General features: G+C 43.1%; 18 protein-coding genes. 10 read left to right on the plus strand and 8 right to left on the minus strand.

Annotated features, from left to right (window positions below):
- Positions 1-193 precede the first annotated feature (193 nt).
- Positions 194-1,180, plus strand: a complete 987-nt coding sequence (nagZ, locus tag A8L45_RS05225) for a beta-N-acetylhexosaminidase (RefSeq protein ID WP_068899958.1) — start codon at positions 194-196, stop codon at positions 1,178-1,180.
- A gap of 176 nt (positions 1,181-1,356) precedes the next feature.
- Here the strand turns inward: nagZ and A8L45_RS24415 are convergent, their stop codons facing one another.
- Positions 1,357-1,533, minus strand: a complete 177-nt coding sequence (locus A8L45_RS24415) for a hypothetical protein (protein WP_175401909.1) — start codon at positions 1,531-1,533, stop codon at positions 1,357-1,359.
- Positions 1,534-1,995: 462 nt separating this feature from the next.
- Here A8L45_RS24415 and A8L45_RS05230 point away from each other — a divergent pair, with 462 nt between their 5' ends.
- Positions 1,996-2,331 carry a MaoP family protein gene (locus tag A8L45_RS05230; RefSeq protein WP_068899960.1) on the plus strand — a complete coding sequence of 112 codons (336 nt, stop codon included), beginning with the start codon at positions 1,996-1,998 and terminating at the stop codon, positions 2,329-2,331.
- Positions 2,332-2,431: 100 nt separating this feature from the next.
- Here the strand turns inward: A8L45_RS05230 and deoD are convergent, their stop codons facing one another.
- The 3 genes from deoD to A8L45_RS05245 all read right to left on the minus strand — a co-directional run bounded on the left by deoD (position 2,432) and on the right by A8L45_RS05245 (position 5,258).
- The gene (deoD, locus tag A8L45_RS05235; protein WP_068899961.1) at positions 2,432-3,142 is read right to left on the minus strand and encodes a purine-nucleoside phosphorylase; all 711 of its coding nucleotides are present in this window, start codon (positions 3,140-3,142) and stop codon (positions 2,432-2,434) included.
- A 425-nt stretch (positions 3,143-3,567) separates the two neighbouring features.
- The gene (locus A8L45_RS05240; protein WP_068899963.1) at positions 3,568-4,458 is read right to left on the minus strand and encodes an aspartoacylase; all 891 of its coding nucleotides are present in this window, start codon (positions 4,456-4,458) and stop codon (positions 3,568-3,570) included.
- A 149-nt stretch (positions 4,459-4,607) separates the two neighbouring features.
- A complete protein-coding gene (locus A8L45_RS05245; protein WP_245680647.1) occupies positions 4,608-5,258 on the minus strand; it encodes a pyridoxamine 5'-phosphate oxidase family protein in 651 nt (216 codons plus the stop codon).
- A gap of 99 nt (positions 5,259-5,357) precedes the next feature.
- On the opposite strand from A8L45_RS05245, the gene pdxR reads away from it, so the two are divergent.
- Together pdxR and ybiA are read left to right on the plus strand one after the other, a co-directional pair.
- Positions 5,358-6,809 (plus strand): MocR-like pyridoxine biosynthesis transcription factor PdxR, encoded by a 1,452-nt coding sequence (gene pdxR / locus A8L45_RS05250; protein WP_068899965.1) that lies wholly within the window; start codon positions 5,358-5,360, stop codon positions 6,807-6,809.
- A 185-nt stretch (positions 6,810-6,994) separates the two neighbouring features.
- Positions 6,995-7,456 (plus strand): riboflavin biosynthesis intermediates N-glycosidase, encoded by a 462-nt coding sequence (ybiA, locus tag A8L45_RS05255; protein WP_068899967.1) that lies wholly within the window; start codon positions 6,995-6,997, stop codon positions 7,454-7,456.
- Positions 7,457-7,520: 64 nt separating this feature from the next.
- On the opposite strand, the gene A8L45_RS05260 is transcribed toward ybiA, so the two are convergent.
- The gene (locus tag A8L45_RS05260; RefSeq protein ID WP_068899969.1) at positions 7,521-8,744 is read right to left on the minus strand and encodes a glycosyltransferase family protein; all 1,224 of its coding nucleotides are present in this window, start codon (positions 8,742-8,744) and stop codon (positions 7,521-7,523) included.
- Between the two features lie 402 nt (positions 8,745-9,146).
- Here A8L45_RS05260 and A8L45_RS05265 point away from each other — a divergent pair, with 402 nt between their 5' ends.
- Positions 9,147-9,488 carry a hypothetical protein gene (locus A8L45_RS05265; RefSeq protein WP_068899971.1) on the plus strand — a complete coding sequence of 114 codons (342 nt, stop codon included), beginning with the start codon at positions 9,147-9,149 and terminating at the stop codon, positions 9,486-9,488.
- 52 nt (positions 9,489-9,540) lie between these two features.
- Here A8L45_RS05265 and arsJ read toward each other — a convergent pair whose 3' ends face one another.
- From arsJ to A8L45_RS24420, 3 genes are all read right to left on the minus strand, one after another.
- Positions 9,541-10,776: an organoarsenical effux MFS transporter ArsJ gene (gene arsJ, locus A8L45_RS05270; protein ID WP_068899973.1), complete on the minus strand. Its 1,236-nt coding sequence runs from the start codon at positions 10,774-10,776 to the stop codon at positions 9,541-9,543.
- Positions 10,777-11,793 carry an ArsJ-associated glyceraldehyde-3-phosphate dehydrogenase gene (locus A8L45_RS05275; protein ID WP_068899975.1) on the minus strand — a complete coding sequence of 339 codons (1,017 nt, stop codon included), beginning with the start codon at positions 11,791-11,793 and terminating at the stop codon, positions 10,777-10,779.
- 397 nt (positions 11,794-12,190) lie between these two features.
- Positions 12,191-12,355, minus strand: a complete 165-nt coding sequence (locus A8L45_RS24420; RefSeq protein ID WP_175401910.1) for a hypothetical protein — start codon at positions 12,353-12,355, stop codon at positions 12,191-12,193.
- Between the two features lie 256 nt (positions 12,356-12,611).
- Here A8L45_RS24420 and A8L45_RS24425 point away from each other — a divergent pair, with 256 nt between their 5' ends.
- The 5 genes from A8L45_RS24425 (at position 12,612) to katG (ending at position 18,639) form a co-directional block, all read left to right on the plus strand.
- Positions 12,612-12,755, plus strand: coding sequence for a hypothetical protein (locus tag A8L45_RS24425; RefSeq protein WP_175401911.1), 144 nt, complete (start codon positions 12,612-12,614; stop codon positions 12,753-12,755).
- 523 nt (positions 12,756-13,278) lie between these two features.
- Complete coding sequence (locus tag A8L45_RS24430) at positions 13,279-13,437, plus strand: hypothetical protein (RefSeq protein ID WP_175401912.1); 159 nt, start codon at positions 13,279-13,281, stop codon at positions 13,435-13,437.
- Between the two features lie 270 nt (positions 13,438-13,707).
- Positions 13,708-14,646 (plus strand): lipase family alpha/beta hydrolase, encoded by a 939-nt coding sequence (locus tag A8L45_RS05280; RefSeq protein WP_068900097.1) that lies wholly within the window; start codon positions 13,708-13,710, stop codon positions 14,644-14,646.
- A 545-nt stretch (positions 14,647-15,191) separates the two neighbouring features.
- On the plus strand, positions 15,192-16,160 hold the full coding sequence (locus tag A8L45_RS05285; protein ID WP_068899977.1) for a cytochrome-c peroxidase: 969 nt from the start codon (positions 15,192-15,194) through the stop codon (positions 16,158-16,160).
- A gap of 274 nt (positions 16,161-16,434) precedes the next feature.
- Positions 16,435-18,639, plus strand: coding sequence for a catalase/peroxidase HPI (katG, locus tag A8L45_RS05290; RefSeq protein WP_068899979.1), 2,205 nt, complete (start codon positions 16,435-16,437; stop codon positions 18,637-18,639).
- Positions 18,640-18,737: the final 98 nt, after the last annotated feature.

Consider the following 18,737-nt stretch of genomic DNA (forward strand, 5'->3'; position numbering starts at 1 on the left):
ATCACACATCTTATTGCCGATATGGGTTTTGATTCTTCAGAGAGTCCAGCATTTATATTTTTTTGTTGTATGTATCGTCGAAAAGGCTGAATTGATGAGTTCACTGAACTGTGACAGAAAGTAATGGAAGAGCCTCCATATCCGTAGTATTTAGGTATAAAATCCTCAAATAATCATGAATTAAGGAGACAAGATGGGCCCGTTATGGATCGATCTCGAAGGGTGTGAACTTGACGCTGAGGAGCGAGAGTTACTAGAACATCCTATCGTTGGTGGTGTTATTTTGTTTGCACGAAATTATCACGACAACCAACAGTTGCTAGCTTTGACGAAATCTATCCGGAAAGCATCAAAAAAAGATATCTTGATCGGGGTAGACCAAGAAGGAGGCCGTGTACAACGCTTTCGGGACGGATTTACACGTTTACCTCCAGCACAGAAATATCAAGGGCAACCCAACGGCTTAACTCTCGCCGAAGACTCAGCTTGGCTTCTCGCCGCAGAGTTAATCGCGCATGATATTGACCTGAGTTTCGCGCCAGTAATGGATTGTGGACATGGAAGTCGTGCAATAGGTGATAGAGCATTCAGCGATGATATAGAAAAAGTGACTGATTATACTGAAGCTTTTATTCGCGGAATGAGTCAGGCAGGAATGGCAACGACGGGTAAGCATTTTCCCGGGCACGGCGGAGTTTTAGAAGACTCACACCTAGAAAGTCCTATTGATGACAGGAACAACATTTTTGAGAGAGATATGCGGGTCTTTGAGCGCCATATTAAGAAGGGATTGCTGGATGCAATGATGCCTGCCCATATCATTTACTCAAATTATGACGCCGATCCGGCCAGTGGTTCGTCATATTGGCTCAAAGATATATTGAGGCAAAAGCTGGGATTTAAGGGTGTTATTTTTTCGGACGACCTAAGCATGGAAGGGGCGACTGTGATGGGTGGTCCCGCCGAGAGAGCCAAGAAAGCCTTGGATGCTGGCTGTGATTTGTTATTAATGTGCAATAATCGCGAGTCTACGATAGCCGCAGTTGATTCGCTTCCAATCAGTGACGTTCCAGCCGCCGCATGCTTAAAGAAGAGAACGACATTCACTATGAGTGAGCTCAGACTATCTGACCGGTGGAAGAAAACAAGAAGTCAGTTGGAGAGACTGATTGAAGGCTGACGATGATTATTTAGAAATAAGCCCTCAACCAAGCAGTGGCCATAATGGCCACTGCGGATGAAGACACTTCATTCATACACTAATGAGCGTGTTGGCCCTGATTTATCCATTGATATGGACGAATACGTTAAGCAAATAATGACAACTTCACGGTCTGATGTATGTGATGTGTTTAATTAGATGTCACGCTCGTCATCGAAGATCGATCTCTTATCTCTGTTGTGCTTACGGCGCGATTTTTTGTCGTGACGTTTGTCACCTTCAAAATCGTCATCATAATCATTGAATTTGTTATTAAATTTCTGTTTTGCTTCGGTGTTACCGTCTTTGAGCCATTTATCCCACTTGGCCATAATTCTCTTTCAACCCAAAATTATACTGTTGGTAAAACAAACTACATATCTAGTGCTTTTTAAGTTCACACATAACTGAAATTGCGTGAATTTCAGAAGATATCAGTAAAATATTTCTAAATAATGAATTTACCGTCTGTTTTGACATCGTGGTGTATTAGTTATGAGATAAGTGAGTTTATTACCTTGGACAGAATGTAAAGAAAATTTCAATTATCTTTAATGCCCAAGCCTCCAACATTCAGAAAATCTTCATATGTACACTCGTACAATCATCGCTACTCGAGCGATAGCTGTTGTTTATCTAATTGATAGTGTTATCTAATTTTGTCTACCAAATAGTAAACATTAGTCATGCTTTCTCAGGTGGTCAGTAATATCTGTCTTTTAAATGGGTAGGGCTGAGGCGTAATAAAAAGACTCAAAATTAATGATCAAAAAGACTTTTAGAGGAGTGAAGAGATGTTTAGTGGTCAAAAGTTTTTTGATGACAAGCATTTTCCTAAAGGCTTTAAGCGCGCAGGTTGCTTTACAATAAAGGAAGCAAGAATACTTGAGGAGTCTGGTCGTGCAATGAAAGCATTATTTGATGGCTCTCAAGAACCAGTAAAACCGGAAGAGCAGGTATTTATTGACGAAGTCAACGGTGTGAGAACAGCCCAATCGGAATATGCTCGATGTTGGTTAAAATATCTTGCTGAAATCAATCACAGGCATGTGAACTACAGTCTTTGCAGCACGACACGTAAATCTTATGAAGAGAGAGTAGACTCCGAACCCTTGCCTGCTGAAGAATAAAACAAAAAAAGAGCTCAGATGCCTGAGCTCTTTTATGTTGATGGTACTACGGTCTGAGCAATGCCCAAAATGACTCAGTTGGACATGTGAAGACCTTTTATCAGAGGCTGATTGCAGTTTCGAGGGCCACTTTCATCATTTCATGGAATGATGTCTGGCGCTCTTCTGCAGACAATGCTTCTCCACGGGTAATGTGGTCAGATACTGTCAGGATACCCAGCGCATTCGCGCCAAGCTCAGATGCTACGCCATATAGGCCAGCAACTTCCATATCCACACCCAGGATTCCCATTTTGTCCATTACACCAAAGATATCGCTCTCAGGTGTGTAAAACAGGTCAGTGGTGAATACGTTACCTACTTTTACAGGCACTTTCTGCTCACGAGCTTGGTTGACAGCAGTCTCAAGCAGATGGAAGTCTGCAATTGCAGCAAAGTCATGGCCTTTCAGACGAAGGCGGTTCACTTTGGAGTCAGTACATGCACCCATCGCAACCACGATATCCATCAGATTAACGTTTTCATTGACGGCACCACAGCTTCCGATACGGATAACGTTTTTAACACCAAATTCTTTGATCAGCTCATGTACGTAAATTGAACAGGAAGGAATGCCCATTCCATGTCCCATCACTGATAGGCGCTGGCCTTTATATGTGCCAGTGTAACCAAACATATTACGGACATCGCACACAAGCTCTGCATCTTCCAGATAAGTCTCCGCGATGAGCTTTGCTCGCAAAGGATCTCCCGGCATCAGAATAGTTTCAGCAAAAGCTCCCGGTTTCGCGTTAATGTGTGGGGTTGTCATAGTTGACTCCGACTTGATTATCGATCAGAAAAGGGTTTTACATTGATTAAGGTTGTCATTCCACCCCTAATCATCGTTATTGGTGAAAATACTGTTTAATAGACGGCCTAATCACCAATGAATTCGTTACTTGTCTCAGATAATGGTATTTTTGTTTGAGTTGTAACCATGCTGAAACAAAGCAGAGTCGGATTATAAAAACATTGGTCAAGAATGCTTGTGCTGCTGCTTAGGGTTGATAACGCAATCGTATACGCTGTGTCGCGTTGACCAGAAGTGGAAGCAAAATCAGAAATAAAATTAGACAGTATTATCTTCCGTAAATCAGCGTAGTAAAAAACTGTACAGAAAATCATCATCATTAAAACAAAAACGGCCTGTCAATATTCAGGCCGTGTTATCGATATCATGTGAGTCATTTTCAGCTAGCGAATGACGTCAATCTCTACTTTTTTCGCTAACGACATCGCAAGGTTGTTATCGTAGTAGGCGGCTTCATTGATAAAATGAGGGTAAGCTTCATAGTCTCCCTGCCAACATACTTCCTCGCCTGTGAAGAGAGTGAAAATTGGGTCACCGTTCTTCAGCAGAGTAAAATCAGCATCTTGAATACTTTTATGAACCATACCAATGCGCTCTCCGGCTTCATCCATCGGTAGCTTTAACGTTTCATGGTATCGGTAAGCGGTGAAACTTGCTGGTAATTCAGGGAGTGATTTCTCATTAAACAGGTCAACAAAGTCCAGAATGTGTTGGGTCATCTCGTCCATCCAATCCAGTACATCTTGACGTAACACAGATTGTGGCTGCGGACCAATCTCAACAATCAGCCCTTGTTTGCCAATCGAGCACAGGAAGAAATGATCTTCCATCGCGACCTGATCTTCCACAACGATGATTGCCTCACTCATTTTTTCCAGTAGGTAAGCGGCTAGCTGCGTGTTGAACGCATCAAGCTGCAAAAGGATCAGAGTAGGCCCCATGTTGCTGGTGGTATTGTGGAGATCAATAACCAAATCTATGCGAGGATCACCTTTGGGGCCAAGATGTTGGTTTATCGCTTTCGCCCGGCTTTGCTCGTAATTCATCAATTGAGGGTCAGCCAAATCTTTCTCAGTGAATTGCCGATTTAAGTCGCAATCAAGATACCGCTTGTTGTCTCGGTAGCCATTTGGGTTCCCAAACAGGGTTTCAGTTGAAAAGGTTTTTCGGGAAATGAGTTCAGGCGACTGATCCCATTTTTTTAGAAGATAAATGCCGCTAAATTCATTCCCATGCGTCCCACCAACAATGGCGGCAGTATTGATTTTTCCCATCCCTGTCCTCTCCGTATAATTCCGCATCAGTGTATCAGGGACATACAAGAGTTTCAGCAGATCAAATACCCACATTGTCGGTATCTGAAGATTGAGTCGTATTTCTCTGACTACTGAAACCTTGCCTTGAGAGAAGTAGGGGGATGTGATCATTCCAGATTGAGATAATCAGGCACTCGCTTTACCTGACTTTTACTATCGGTAATGGCTGGTCCAATCTGGGTATGGTAAGGAAGGACGCCAGCCCAGACATCATGATCCATATCTGCAATGTCATCATTGACGCCTCGGTCGCTTATTTTTAATGAGGCTTCAGCGAGGGGCATGACAAGTAATTCAGTTGCCGTCAATTCACGTTCAGAGCTTGTTCGGACCTCCTTGCTTCTTCCCGGCGCAATATGGTCAATAAAGATATCAAGTAGTCGGGATTTTTCTGCGTTGTCTTCTACGGTTGTGAACTGACCAAATACCATGGCACAACGATAATGTGCACTGTGATGAAAAGCTGATCGCGCTAAAACCCAGCCATCAAAAAGTGTAAAGGTGAGGCATGTATTAGCGCCGGATTTTAGGTATCTGATCATTGGGCTGTTTTTGGCCCCGTGTATAAAAATATTATCGTCTTCACGCCAGGCAAGCATGGGAATAACAGATGGGCCACGTTTGTCGTTGATTGCTATATGCGCGATATTCGACGCATCTATGGTTTGGTACAGATGTTCTACCTCTAGGCTTACTTTGTGAGCGGCTTTTTTTAGTTGGGTTCTTGAGGTTCTGCTCAATTGCGGCTTTGTCGTCACTATTGTGATCTCCTTTGATGTTCTTTATTTCCTGGTTGAACAATAAGGTTTAATTGGGTCTTAATTAAGTACCAATTTTTGATTATCTAAGGGTCCAATTTGCTTTCGATTGATATTGGGGACTTATCTTTAAAACCTGAAATCTCAACAAGACAAGAAGCACTCTATTTGGCAATTAAGGAAAAAGTGCTAAGTGGATGTTGGCGTCCGACACACCGCTTGCCCGCAAGCAGAGCACTTGCAGTCCACCTTTCGATTAGCAGAAATACGGTGATCGCCGCCTATGAGCAACTGAAAGCTGAGGGATACATCGATAGTAAGAGAGGCTCAGGATTCTTTGTTACCTTAAATGCACCAGAAAAGTTTCTTGCGGTTAGCCCGGATATTCAGCCTGAAATAAAAAACATCGATACATCCATAAATGAGGAAATTCTAGCCAGTCAACGCAATCGCCCTTTCAGACCCGGTGTCCCCGATCTTGAGGCTTTTCCTTATCTAAAATGGCGCAGAATTCTAAATCGCCATACATCAAGACCGATCTTCGCCGGTCAGAATTCGGTGCAGGGGACATTGGCGTTACGTCGCGCAGTCAGCCAATATCTTGCCTCCAGTCGTTCTGTCGAGTGCGGGCCTGAGAATGTCATCGTTACGCAGGGCGCTCAGCAGGCACTGTTTATTGCCGCATCAGCCATTTTACGACGCGGTGATAGGGTCGCGATTGAGGATCCGGGCTATCAACATGCTACGAAAATTTTTCGACATATTGAATGTCGTTTACAACCGATTAATGTCCGCCCAAAGAGCGGTCTGGATCTTAGCCAGTTACAGGATGTCAAAGCCCGATGTTTATACCTCACACCAAGTAATCAGTATCCAATGGGAACCAGTATCTGTTCATCGGGTCGGCTGAGTTGTATTGACTGGGCAGGTCGGAATAATGCGTGGATCATTGAGGACGATTACGACAGTGAGTTTCAGTTTGCGCATCGACCCCACCCATCGCTTCAAGGTTTGGCGTTAAATATGGCAGACGCTTTCTCGAACGTCATCTATGTCGGTACTTTCAGTAAAACAATGTTGCCTTCTTTGAGGATTGGCTATTTGGTTGTGCCAGAGCACCTGGTTGATCAGTGCCTGATGCTTAAAGCATTGATCACTGGCGATACTCCAGCATTTCAGGAACTTGCTTTGGCAGAGTTTATTGAAAATGGCGATTATCTGCGCCACATAAGGAAAATGAGAAACCTCTACAAAAGCAAGCATGATTTTTTTATTTCATGTCTAAAGGCTTCACTTGGCAGCAACCATGTTTTGATGAGTCAACCAGCGGGAATGCATATTACTTTTGGCTGGCTGAAAGGACGCTCTGCAATTGAAGTAAAGAATAAGTTGGCAGCTGTTGATATTACAGTGCGAACTTTGGATGAATTTCTTCTACATAATCATGCCCATTTTTTTGACTATGAGAAGACACTTATTGCTGGATTTGGCAATAGCTCGTTAGAGCAGATTGAACGTGGTGTGAAGCAAATATCAGCCTATATCCAATAAATACACGCATTTTATTCTGATTAATATCAGCTATTAATGTGCTGTCTGTGTAGTAAGGAGTGCAAAGATAAGGCAACATAAAAGGTGAAAGTTGACCTATTGCAAAATTTAGATTTACGTCCAATTTTTAAGACGATCCTGTACTACGCTTTATTCTAGGAAGTAGTGATAAAAAGGGGCAGTCAATGGAAACCACGACAATCCACTTCTACGAGCCAGAGGATGAGTTTGGATTTTTATCTAATTTCTTCCCCGCTCCCTTGTTCATCGAAGGAGTAAGCTGGCCGACAGCTGAACATTATTATCAGGCACAGAAATTTAATCATCCGCCAGTCATTGAAGCGGTAAGGTTTGCTGAATCTGCGAAAAAAGCATTCAGATTAAGTCGGCTTTATGGTCACCTTGTACGGGAAGATTGGTATGAGATCCGCAGAGATATCATGTCACGTTCGGTCAAAGAAAAATTCTTACAGCATAACGAGCTGAAAGATAAATTACTTGAAACGGGCAGTTGGCAATTGATTGAACACACTAAAAAGGATCCTTTTTGGGGTGATGCGGGAGATGGCAGCGGCCGTAACGAGATGGGTAAGGTGCTTATGGAACTGCGAGAGCAATTTAGAAATGAGAGCGCACAGCAAGTGTGACTTAACGAGGACAAGCCGCCACGTCAGCTATTAGAAAAGAATCATCGCGGCTTGTTCAAAATAATCATGCGGTGTGGTTGTCAATATGTTCACTTACTATGCCCTCTGGCCTTGCGCTTCGGGGGCTAAGCAGTTCGGAGAAATGTCCTTTAAAGATATTGAAATTGAAATAATGCTGTATATGTTCTCGGGATTGTCGTCCAATTCGCCCTCTCTCTAATGGACATAAAAACAGCTTCATCATTGCAGACACAATAGATGCGGTGCTGAATACAGAAATCACATTCTCTGACTCTATATCGTTTCGATCCAGAAGAGTCCGTATTCTTGGGCTACAGAACCCTAACACAGGTACTCCCATACTCATTGCTTTGAGCATTTCCTCTGTCGGATACGCAATAGCATATTTCTGTATGACGATATCCGTCGTGCAATAAAAATTGAAACTGTCATTGCCATAGTCAGCAAGTTTTACATTTTTCGTTATGTCTGGGAGCTTAGCCAATACATTACTCAATATGCGACCCAGCTTGTCTGAATCGCCATGAATGAACACCATAGTGTTTTCTCTGAACTCCTGGCTTTTTTTGCACGCCTGCTCATATGATCTCAATACAGACGCTAAAAAAAACATCTGATTCTTTTCAACGCGGATACCAACAATGAATTTGTCGTTTGTTATACCAGTATGAGAACGTGGTTTGTTGATATTGTTTGTGTAGGCAAGGCACACAGGCGGGCGCAATTGTTTACTATCCACTCCGGGCCTAACAAGGCTAAGTTTATGATCAGGTACCCTACTGATGGATCTAAACCATTGATAGTTTGAACGGCATGATGAGATAACCTGTTCAACGGAGTAGGCAAGAAAACGCGATTTTAGCCCATTCAACAAACTACCCTTCATGTCAGCGCTAGACGGGTAAAATGTGTGTTGAATATGAAAGCGATGAGGGACACCACCTAGTTTCGCTATCCACTGTGCTGCAAAGCATTCACTGTCATAGCTGATACATATATCTGGCTGTTCGAATGCTATTAAATGTTTGAGTTTTAGCCAACCTCTAATAGGAGAGTTATCTTTTGTCTGTAAAACGAAGAATGAGAACTTGTCAGCTACGGCTCTTGGAAAATGGCTACCGTCCTCGACTGAAACCAAGGTGTGTTTGAAGCGCTTGTCCGAAAAAGCGTCAACGATCGCCAACATATATTGATATTTGTAAACATCTGAGAAGCGGCGGACCAAATGAAATATTCTGGTGACATCTGAACTGTCAGATCTGTCCATTTATTTAGCCTCGGTGACATTATTCGTAAATATTTGCACAGTATTTTAGTTTGTGGGTTCCAAAATTAGAGACAAATTCAATAAACGACGAATTGAAGAAGAATCAGGCTAAAACTGTGAAATTCATCGCTAATTGAATAAATGAAGAACACTTGGCATCTTTCGAATAAAGAATAATAGAAAACGCTGTGCTTTTATTTGAAAATGCATAGAATCACAACTCTCAAAGAAATACCTTGAATTATGAAAGAATAGAGAAACTGATTTGGTCTATCTGTGCAAATAGGTCAATAAATTGATAGGTAGAAACTTTCTGAATATCTGAAATGAGAGACAACCCATTTTTTGTGTCCAGAAAAGAGTACAGAATAAGTTGGCTAGGCAAAATAAAGAGACTGACAATTGAAACGAAAAGCTTCCCCAAAGACTAGATTTCCTCTCGACTTCTACGGCGAGGACAGTACATGGCGATTTGCTGTTAGGGCTCAAAATGCAAATGAAGTGCTCGATGCTCTTTTCTGGCGCGCCTACTTATCTGTCCGGAGAAAAGAGGTCAATCTATTCAGTGCCGCTGTAAATACTTTTGCTTATGAGTGTCACGAATCCTCATCAAGGGCTGCGGAGATATCAGCTTCACATGGGGTGGTGATGAAGATCAAAATGATGGGACCAATTGTCAATGTCAGTGCGCTGAACAAATTGGCTGAGGAAGTTTCTATTTCAGCAGAAACCTGCGCTGCATAAACCATTCATTGTTAAAATAAAAAAGCGGACAACAATGTTGCCCGCTTAACGATTACTGCGTACTCACGCTTTTTTCGGCAGGTAGCCTTAGAGAGATGACACTTGCTACTGTCAGCATTATGCCAGATGTCCACAAGCATGCCTCAAGGCCGTAAGCCTGATACATCCATCCTGAGAGAAGTGTTCCCAGTAGTCTCCCCATAGCGTTGGCCATGTAGTAAAAGCCAACATCCAAAGACACGCCATCACTTTTTGCGAAGCTCACAATTAAATAGCTATGCAATGACGAGTTAACGGCAAAAAGTACGCCAAACAGCATTAATCCACCAAGAACGGCAACTTCAGGAGATCCGCCGCTTTGTAAAGCCACGGCAATACCAAGTGGTATGACGGCTAATGTACCTGCCCAGCCTGCAATGGTGAGGTGGCCCGGCACGAGGTTTTTTTGTTTCCCCGTCAACTTGGGAGCTTGAGTTTGCACTAAGCCATACCCAATGACCCAGCTGGCAAGAAAGCCACCCACACCCCAGTGATCCCAACCGAATTCACTGGCAAGGTAGACGGGTAGAGCGACGACAAACCATACATCCCTGGCACCAAAAAGCGCCATTCGTGCCGCTGAGAGTACATTGATTGACTGACTCTTCGAGAAAATTTCCGAAAATTTAGGCTTGGATTTTGCCTTGCCCAGTTCGGCACGAAGAGACAACAGGCTGGCAATCCAGACCAGTGACAGGCTTGCTGCCATCGCGAAAACAGCACCTGAAAAACCGAGTAATGTCAGTAACGCACCGCCAAGAAAAAAACCTGCGCCTTTGAGCGTATTCTTCGAACCAGTAAGAATAGCTATCCACCGATAAAGCGCACCCTGTGCGTTCTCTGGTACTAACTGTTTTACTGCGCTCTTGGCACTCATCTTATTCAGATCTTTGGCGATCCCGGATATTGCTTGCGCTGCCATTACCCATATAACCGTAAGGGAATCTTGCGGCACGAGTAGCATAGAGAGTGCGGCAATTTGCAGCCCGAGACCAATATTCATGGTTCGGTTTAAGCCTATTCGGGCACCGAGCCAGCCGCCGAGTAAGTTGGTGACAACGCCAAAAAATTCATAAAAAAGAAAGAGGCTAGCTATCTCTAGTGGTGAATAACCCAGATCATGAAAGTGAAGAACCACTAACATCCTGAGAGCACCGTCAGTCAGCGTGAATGCCCAGTAATTACCCGTAATGATGAGGTACTGTCTGAGTTTTGGCGATATCGCTGAAAGTGGAGATGTGTTGACCATTTACATTTGTCCCAGATCCTGACGACCTACCATCAACGCAAGTTCTGCCGTTCGCGATGCATAGCCCCACTCGTTGTCATACCACACGTATAGCTTCACTTGTGTGCCGTTGACAACCATGGTTGAGAGCGCATCAATGATGCCTGATCGCGGATCAGTACGGTAATCGACGGAAACCAACGGGCGTTCTTCGTATCCAAGAATACCAGCAAGCTCTCCCTCGGAGGCTTCTTTGAGAAAAGCGTTTACTTCTGCCTCTGTGGTGGGTCTTTGCACTTCAAACACACAGTCGGTTAAGGAAGCGTTGGTAAGAGGAACTCTGACAGCATGGCCATTGAGTCGACCTTTTAGCTCAGGGAAAATATGAGTAATGGCTGTCGCTGATCCCGTTGTTGTCGGGATTAAACTGGTTCCGCAAGAACGTGCACGTCGCAGATCCGGGTGTGGTGCGTCGATAATTGTCTGGGTGTTGGTGATATCGTGAATCGTGGTCATTGAGCCATGTTGAATACCCAGCTTCTCATGAATAACCTTAACCACAGGTGCGAGACAGTTGGTGGTGCATGATGCAGCAGTGACGATTGAATGCTGTTCACTATCATATTCATGATGATTGACGCCCATAACAACGTTCAACACACCCTCTTCTTTGACGGGGGCGGTAACGACAACGCGTTTGACGCCTTGCTCAAGATACTGACTGAGCAAGGCTCGGGTTTTCATTTTGCCAGAGGCTTCGATGACTATGTCGCAGCCAGACCAGTCAGTATCTGCGATAGCAGCATTCGACGAGGTAGAAATTGAATCACTATCTATGAGGATTTTATCGTCTTGACTGGTTGCTTCCCGTGTCCACTTACCGTGAACAGAGTCGAAATTTACTAGGTGCGCCAGAGTGTGTGCATCTCCTGCTGGGTCATTAATATGAATTATTTGGACATCTTCGTGATCATATAGATTTCTGAAGGTGAGTCTTCCCATGCGGCCGAAGCCATTAATACCGATCTTTATTGCCATGTTAAACCTTTCAAATCCATGTTGATTGCTGCACACAAACGTTACTAACGTCGATTCACGTTTTATATATGGAAAATCATATATGTTTTGACATAAATTTAATATTTCTTTTTTATGACAAACACTATGCATGATAATTATTGCGTGACGTTGTAGCCGTTTGTGTAAGGGCTTCCATCATCCGTTTGAGAGACCTATGTTTTGCTGGAATCGACAAGTAGGGCGAAAGGCAAGATATAAAAGAAGCAAAATAAGATGTCGGGCTTACTTATAAAATGCCCGACACGTTGAGAGTAACTTTTATGCCAGTTTATCCAGTATTTCTTTTTTATGAAAAATTGAACTAATCACATAGTTGAAGCAGAGTTACATTTGGCTTCAGCGTATGATCGAATACTTATTCAGTAAACAGATGTAGCAGCGCGACGGCTAATATGAGTTGCATTGTGTATGTCAGCGGTACAATCAGAGATGTAAAGAAATCACTGAGATAGTCTTTTGTCGCAATCGAGTGAGAACGTGCGGTTAACCCCTCGTCAAAACGCATTTTGTGCTTGCTCATCAGTGTCATTGGTTTCGGACAGCAAGCTGACGCAATCATTAGCTTTTGTAAGATTCTGATAACGACATATTTGTATATTAATTCATCATAAAAGACTTGATTACGTAAAGTTGGCCGCAAAAATCGAAAGCGAATTGGGCAATAGAGGTAACGGAAGCTATAAATCATGACCTCGTAACATGAGGTTTACATATCTTCTCAGAAAAACGCGCCATACGGGATGCGTCGTAGAGTAGATAAATTTAGGGAGATTAGAATGAATCGAGCTACAGTAGCAAGGACATCACCAGCCAAGTCAGCAGCAAGACCGCCACGTTCATGGTCTTCTCATCCGGCACAGAAGTCACCTAACAGCTATGCGCATTCTCGACCCACTTCAGAGCTGAAAAAAGGCGAATAGAAGCTATTGTCCGGTATTATGACACACACATTTTACCGGACTTCCTCACCCTGCTTCCATCAACGTTTGTACTTCATTTAACGAATCCCTCATTACAATTCTCAGCATGACAGACCTTCCAAATCCGTTTTGACTGATCCGGCAAACAGACAACAGTTGGCTGAAGTAATCTATGGCGTATTTGTGCTGCTTCTCTGTGGTTTGTTTACAAGCAGTCCTAGTCTTTTATTATAAACAACGTTTTACTATGCGTTGCTCGATGTGTGGTGGCTAAATGTGTAGGAAATATATATAAACCTTTTACGTATACGACACGCGTGAAGGTGTTCGACTCGACTGATACCTATTCTCAAGCTCATGAGAAAAGACAAATCGAAATCGATAATCCCATCTTAATTTTCTCTCGGATAATTCCTTATTACTTAACGTATAAATAGCAGCATTAAAGAAACAAACTTTTGAGCCCCTCTCCGTTGCCATCAATTTATTGAACAAAAGCGTTATCACGTTTTTGCACATGTTTATGATTATCTTCACTAAAAATGTGTTCGATTTGGTGGTGAGTGAAATGAGTGAGAACAGGTTACTTGACCAGAACGACGAGCTACTGCATATGCTGATTAACGAGAGTAAACAGTGCCAAAAAGTTCAACTTCTGAACAATATTGAGAGTGAGACATAGTTGTAAGAAATTACATATGCATTTATTTGCTTAATAAGCTTTTCAATCTATATTCATATTGATCGAGGTGTCGATATTTCTTCACTAACATTCTGTTATTAATAGTAAATGTCACGTTAATGAAAGTATTAAATAATCATTGAGATGTCGTATCTAAATTAAGACATATCTATTTATTCGCATAAGCTAATGTAAATACTAGTAGAAATAAAGACATCATTTACATAGATATCAGCAGGATTGCTGGTGATGATAATAGAGAAAATTCAGATGAAAAGATTGCTATTGCTCTTCGCTACGTTATTTCTTACAACGACTCTTTATGCGCAGACCAGCATAAATAACGTATCCGCTCAAGGCTATACAAAAACTAAGTATCCCATTGTCCTGGTTCATGGGTTTCTTGGCTTTGATCGGATAACAGTGATTGATTACTTTTTCAACATCCCTCAATCACTCACAAAAGGCGGCGCGGATGTTTATGTTGTTCGGTTGTCGGCGGTCAATAGCAGTGAGGCGAGAGGGGAGCAGTTACTTTCTGAAGTAAAAGAGATCCTAGCCCTTAGCGGTGCAGAGAAAGTTAACCTCATTGGTCACAGTCAGGGATCTCCTACATCGCGTTATGTAGCGAGTGTAAGGCCAGATTTGGTTGCCTCGGTAACGAGTGTTGGTGGTGCCAACAGGGGATCGGAGTTTGCCGATTTTCTTCGCAGTCTCGGTGAGTCAGGTTCTACCACTGAGTTTTTACTTTCGCTACCTGTGACACTGGCGGGCAACTTAATTTCTATATTGTCAGGTAAAGAGCATAGACCGCAGGATGCATTAGGCGCTTTAGGTTCCTTAACCACAGCTGGTGCGGAGGATTTCAATAAAAAATATCCGCAAGGTATGCCAAAGGGCTGTGAGGACCAGTCACCAAAAGCGACAAACGGTGTTTATTATTTTTCTTGGTCGGGAACGAAAAAAGTAACAAATGCGTTGGATGCCTCTGATATCGTTCTCTTTTCAACAGGCATAATCACTGGTGATGAAAATGACGGACTAATTCGGCGTTGCAGTAGCCGCTTGGGCAAAGTGATTAAAGACGACTATGAAATGAATCACCTTGATCAAATTAACCATACTTTTGGCCTGCACAGTCTCCTAGAAACAGATCCCGTTACCATCTATCGTCAGCATGCAAACAGGCTGAAAGGGTTCGGCCTTTGAAACCAAGAGTCTGTTCATAAAGAGCGTTTTTTGTGTCGTACCAAGATGTCTGGAATGACACAAAAACGCGAATAACTATGGCGAAAATCTGTCAAAAATTAACGAGTGAAAACCCGATAATTGAGTCGGGTTTTCACTGTCTAATAGATACGTTTCCATAGTAGGGCCAGCATTGCAATGGAAACGTCAGTAGCCTCATCTGTCACCCCTGTCGTTGACTTACTCCTCGAGTCTGGCTGTTGTTACCGTCCTCTGATCTGCCTTTAAAAACATTCAATCTAACTCGTATTTAATGTCTAATAAATGAGACTGTTAACTATTAAATAGCAGATTATTAACTAATAAATAATCATCTTTTGAGTTCGTTGAAATACATGATCTTCAAATAAAAGTGATATTTTCCGTATATTTACAATCGAAAATAACGAATAAAAACTATATTTCAATCTATTTTTTCGATTAATGCTATCGTTATATTCGTTTGTAAGGCACACATTAACTGTGTCTATAATAATTAACGGCTATGGTTGCTTTTCTGGATTGTGATGATGAAAAGTAAGATTGTAATTAGCGTTTTGTTTATAGCGATAGACGGGACAACACCGTCGCTCGCTGAAGAGCCGCTTCATGCGTTAGCAAACGAGCTTTTTGGCGCACTTCCGCGTGTTATGCCGGGAAGTGAGAATGATACTGAAGAGAGAATCGCGTTAGGTCGGGCACTGTATTTTGAACCTCGTTTGTCGGCAAATAATGTACAGTCCTGCAATACATGCCACAATCTTTTGACTGGCGGAACTGAGCCACGATCAACGTCCAAAGGTGCTTTGGGAAATTTAGGTAGAAGAAATAGCCCAACAACTTGGAATGCAGGATTTCAGTTCAGCCAATTTTGGGATGGTCGAAGTGCTGATTTATTTAATCAGGCAGGTTCCCCTATTTTAAATCCTAATGAAATGGCATTGCCGTCAAAACAAAAGGCAGTTGATAAATTAATGGCGAGTGGCTATTTACCCAGATTTATCTCTGCTTATCCAGAAGATAGTAAACCGCTTAACTTTGATAATATCCTCGAATCGCTTGCTGCATTTCAACGCACACTTATTACTATAGACAGATTTGATAAATATTTGTCTGGAGATATTTCAGCCATTAGTGCCCAAGAAAAAAACGGACTGCTTACCTTCATTACTAAGGGTTGTAATGCCTGTCATAACGGACCATTGTTGGGAGGTGAACTATTCGTGAAAATGGGATTGGTAAATCCATATCCAAATACAAGTGATAAAGGGCGAGCAGAAATAACCGGTAGTTCAGCAGATAACTTTATATTTAAAGTTCCCACCCTAAGAAATGTATCTAGAACCGCTCCCTACTTTCATGATGGAGCGGTAGAGAGACTTGACCAGGCAATTGAGGATACGGCTTGGCACCAACTTGGTATTAGGTTGACTAAGAGTGAGGTAGAAGATATCGAGGCATTTTTCAAAACACTGGATAACACGAAAGTACTATAAATTTTTATATTAAGGAGGTAAGAAAGAAGATATAACTAATCGTCTTTTTCGGATGTGAAATATTCATAGGGATCGATGTGTTCATCCAATAGATTTTATTTTTGAACACTTACATAAAAGACAATATTTGTTTTTATTTCCCCACTGTTTAAATGATTATTCATTGTTTAAGTTAATAGTTTGTATTAAATCGCTTTAACTTTTTGATGATCATATTCCATAAACTGCAAATTATGCATGTTGACAATTAAAAACAGGGTAAAGGAGCAATTCAATGTCTAGTAAAACACTTATCGCAATTGCTATTTCAGGATGTTTAATAACAGGCGGCGCTCTCGCTGGCGAAGCCAAAACAAATCAGTTCTGGTGGCCTAAACAACTTAATCTCAGCCCACTGCGTGATCATGGCGGGGAATCCAATCCAATGGGAGCCGCCTTCAACTACGCAGACGCATTTAACAGGCTTAATGTCAAGCAAGTAAAGCAAGATATTAATCAAGTACTCACTACGTCTCAGGACTGGTGGCCAGCAGACTATGGAAATTATGGGCCTTTCTTCATCCGGATGGCATGGCATGCTGCGGGTACCTACCGTGTGCATGATGGACGCGGGGGGACTGGCGGAGGCCAACAACGGTTCGATCCACTTAATAGCTGGCCAGATAACGGCAATTTAGACAAGGCACGGAGATTACTCTGGCCGGTCAAACAAAAATATGGAAGCAGCTTGTCTTGGGGTGACCTGATGGCATTGACGGGCAATGTTGCCCTCGAAAACATGGGTTTTAAAACGTTTGGTTTTGCAGGAGGACGCACCGATGACTGGGAACCCGATTTCGTCTATTGGGGGCCGGAATCGGTGTTCTTAGCAGACGAAAGACGTGATAGCAAAGGCAAGTTAAAAGGACCACTTGCTGCAGTTCAAATGGGATTGATTTATGTCAATCCTGAGGGACCCGGTGGAAATCCCGATCCATTGGCTGCGGCGGCGGATATTCGGGAGTCATTTGGTCGAATGGCAATGAATGATGAGGAGATAGTGGCTTTAATCGCTGGCGGTCACACTTTTGGTAAGGCACATGGTGCGAAAAAGCCTGAAGGGTGTGTTGGACCCGAGCCTGCAGCAGCTGGCATCGAAGAACAGGGGCTGGGTTGGATCAGTAAGTGCGGCACAGGCAAAGGTGGAGACGCAATCACCAGTGGTTTAGAGGGAGCATGGACAGTCACGCCAACCCGATGGACAACCAATTACCTCGACAACCTTTTCAATTTTGAATGGGAGCTGACAGAGAGTCCTGCTGGTGCAAAACAATGGGTTCCCACGTCAAAAGCCGCTGCGTTTTTGGTGCCCGATGCCCACGATCCTACAAAACGCCACGCACCCATCATGTTCACCACCGATATTGCACTAAAAAAAGATCCTGCGTTCATGGCGATTGCAGAACGTTTTCGTAAAGATCCGCAAGCATATCAACTGGCATTTGCCAAAGCCTGGTTTAAGTTGAATCATCGCGATTTGGGTCCCAGAGCCCGTTATCTTGGTAGTGAAATTCCGCAAGAGGTTTTGGTATGGCAAGACCCGGTGCCAGATCTTGACTATCCGATGATCTCCGATGCTCAGGCTAATGAGTTAAAAGCCGATATTTTGGCAACTGGGCTGACAGTGCCCGAACTGGTTAGAGCGGCATGGGCATCTGCCTCGAGTTATCGCGGTACAGACATGCGTGGAGGAGCCAACGGTGCCAGAGTCATGCTTGAACCTCAAAAAGATTGGGAGGTGAATGATCCCGAAGAATTGGCTACGGTACTGACATCCCTATCTAAGGTGCAGCAAACTTTCAATCGTCAGTCTGCGCCCGTCAAAGTATCTATGGCAGACATCATTGTACTTGGTGGGGCTGCAGCAATCGAAAAAGCGGCCAGCGATGCAGGTTACACTGTTAGCGTGCCTTTTGTCGCTGGTCGAACTGATGCATCTCAGGCAATGACAGATGTGGCGTCGTTTGCAGTACTTGAGCCTACGGCAGATGGTTTCAGAAACTACTTCGATAAAAGTAGCTATCGCTCTCCTGCGGAAATGCTCGTTGACAAAGCCGACTTGCTCACCTTGACCGTGCCAGAAATGGCAGTGTTAGTCGCGGGTATGCGAAGTCTCAATGCTAATTATCACGGACAGGCTCATGGTGTATTTACCAACAAGCCAGGTACGCTCAGTAATGACTTCTTCGTGAACCTCCTTGATATGTCGACAAAGTGGAGTAAATCCCCGTCGGCGGAAGGTGTGTACGAAGGACACGACAGAGCGACGGGCAAGCTGAAATGGACCGCAACTCCAGTCGATCTAATTTTTGGTTCAAATGCCGAGTTAAGGGCGGTGTCTGAATTTTATGCTTCCAGCGATGCTACACAAAAATTTGTCGATGATTTTGTATTGGCATGGAATAAGGTAATGGTTAATGACAGATTTGATCTGCAATAGCCATCAATCATCGAGAAGAGGTTAAATGAATTCTTAACGCAAAGCGGTATCTGAGTGATATCGCTTTATTTCTTATGAAAGAATTTCTTAAGGCACCT

Source organism: Veronia pacifica, assembly GCF_001707825.1.
GTDB classification, from domain to species: domain Bacteria; phylum Pseudomonadota; class Gammaproteobacteria; order Enterobacterales; family Vibrionaceae; genus Veronia; species Veronia pacifica.

Excerpts from the sequence above, each read along its gene's own strand:
- nagZ (WP_068899958.1), top strand. The coding sequence starts at position 194 with ATGGGCCCGTTATGGATCGATCTCGAAGGGTGTGAACTTGACGCTGAG.
- A8L45_RS24415 (WP_175401909.1), bottom strand. The coding sequence starts at position 1,533 with ATGGCCAAGTGGGATAAATGGCTCAAAGACGGTAACACCGAAGCAAAA.
- A8L45_RS05230 (WP_068899960.1), top strand. The coding sequence starts at position 1,996 with ATGTTTAGTGGTCAAAAGTTTTTTGATGACAAGCATTTTCCTAAAGGC.
- deoD (WP_068899961.1), bottom strand. The coding sequence starts at position 3,142 with ATGACAACCCCACACATTAACGCGAAACCGGGAGCTTTTGCTGAAACT.
- A8L45_RS05240 (WP_068899963.1), bottom strand. The coding sequence starts at position 4,458 with ATGGGAAAAATCAATACTGCCGCCATTGTTGGTGGGACGCATGGGAAT.
- ybiA (WP_068899967.1), top strand. The coding sequence starts at position 6,995 with ATGGAAACCACGACAATCCACTTCTACGAGCCAGAGGATGAGTTTGGA.
- A8L45_RS05260 (WP_068899969.1), bottom strand. The coding sequence starts at position 8,744 with ATGGACAGATCTGACAGTTCAGATGTCACCAGAATATTTCATTTGGTC.
- arsJ (WP_068899973.1), bottom strand. The coding sequence starts at position 10,776 with ATGGTCAACACATCTCCACTTTCAGCGATATCGCCAAAACTCAGACAG.
- A8L45_RS05275 (WP_068899975.1), bottom strand. The coding sequence starts at position 11,793 with ATGGCAATAAAGATCGGTATTAATGGCTTCGGCCGCATGGGAAGACTC.
- A8L45_RS24420 (WP_175401910.1), bottom strand. The coding sequence starts at position 12,355 with ATGAGCAAGCACAAAATGCGTTTTGACGAGGGGTTAACCGCACGTTCT.
- A8L45_RS24425 (WP_175401911.1), top strand. The coding sequence starts at position 12,612 with ATGAATCGAGCTACAGTAGCAAGGACATCACCAGCCAAGTCAGCAGCA.
- A8L45_RS24430 (WP_175401912.1), top strand. The coding sequence starts at position 13,279 with ATGATTATCTTCACTAAAAATGTGTTCGATTTGGTGGTGAGTGAAATG.
- A8L45_RS05280 (WP_068900097.1), top strand. The coding sequence starts at position 13,708 with ATGAAAAGATTGCTATTGCTCTTCGCTACGTTATTTCTTACAACGACT.
- A8L45_RS05285 (WP_068899977.1), top strand. The coding sequence starts at position 15,192 with ATGATGAAAAGTAAGATTGTAATTAGCGTTTTGTTTATAGCGATAGAC.
- katG (WP_068899979.1), top strand. The coding sequence starts at position 16,435 with ATGTCTAGTAAAACACTTATCGCAATTGCTATTTCAGGATGTTTAATA.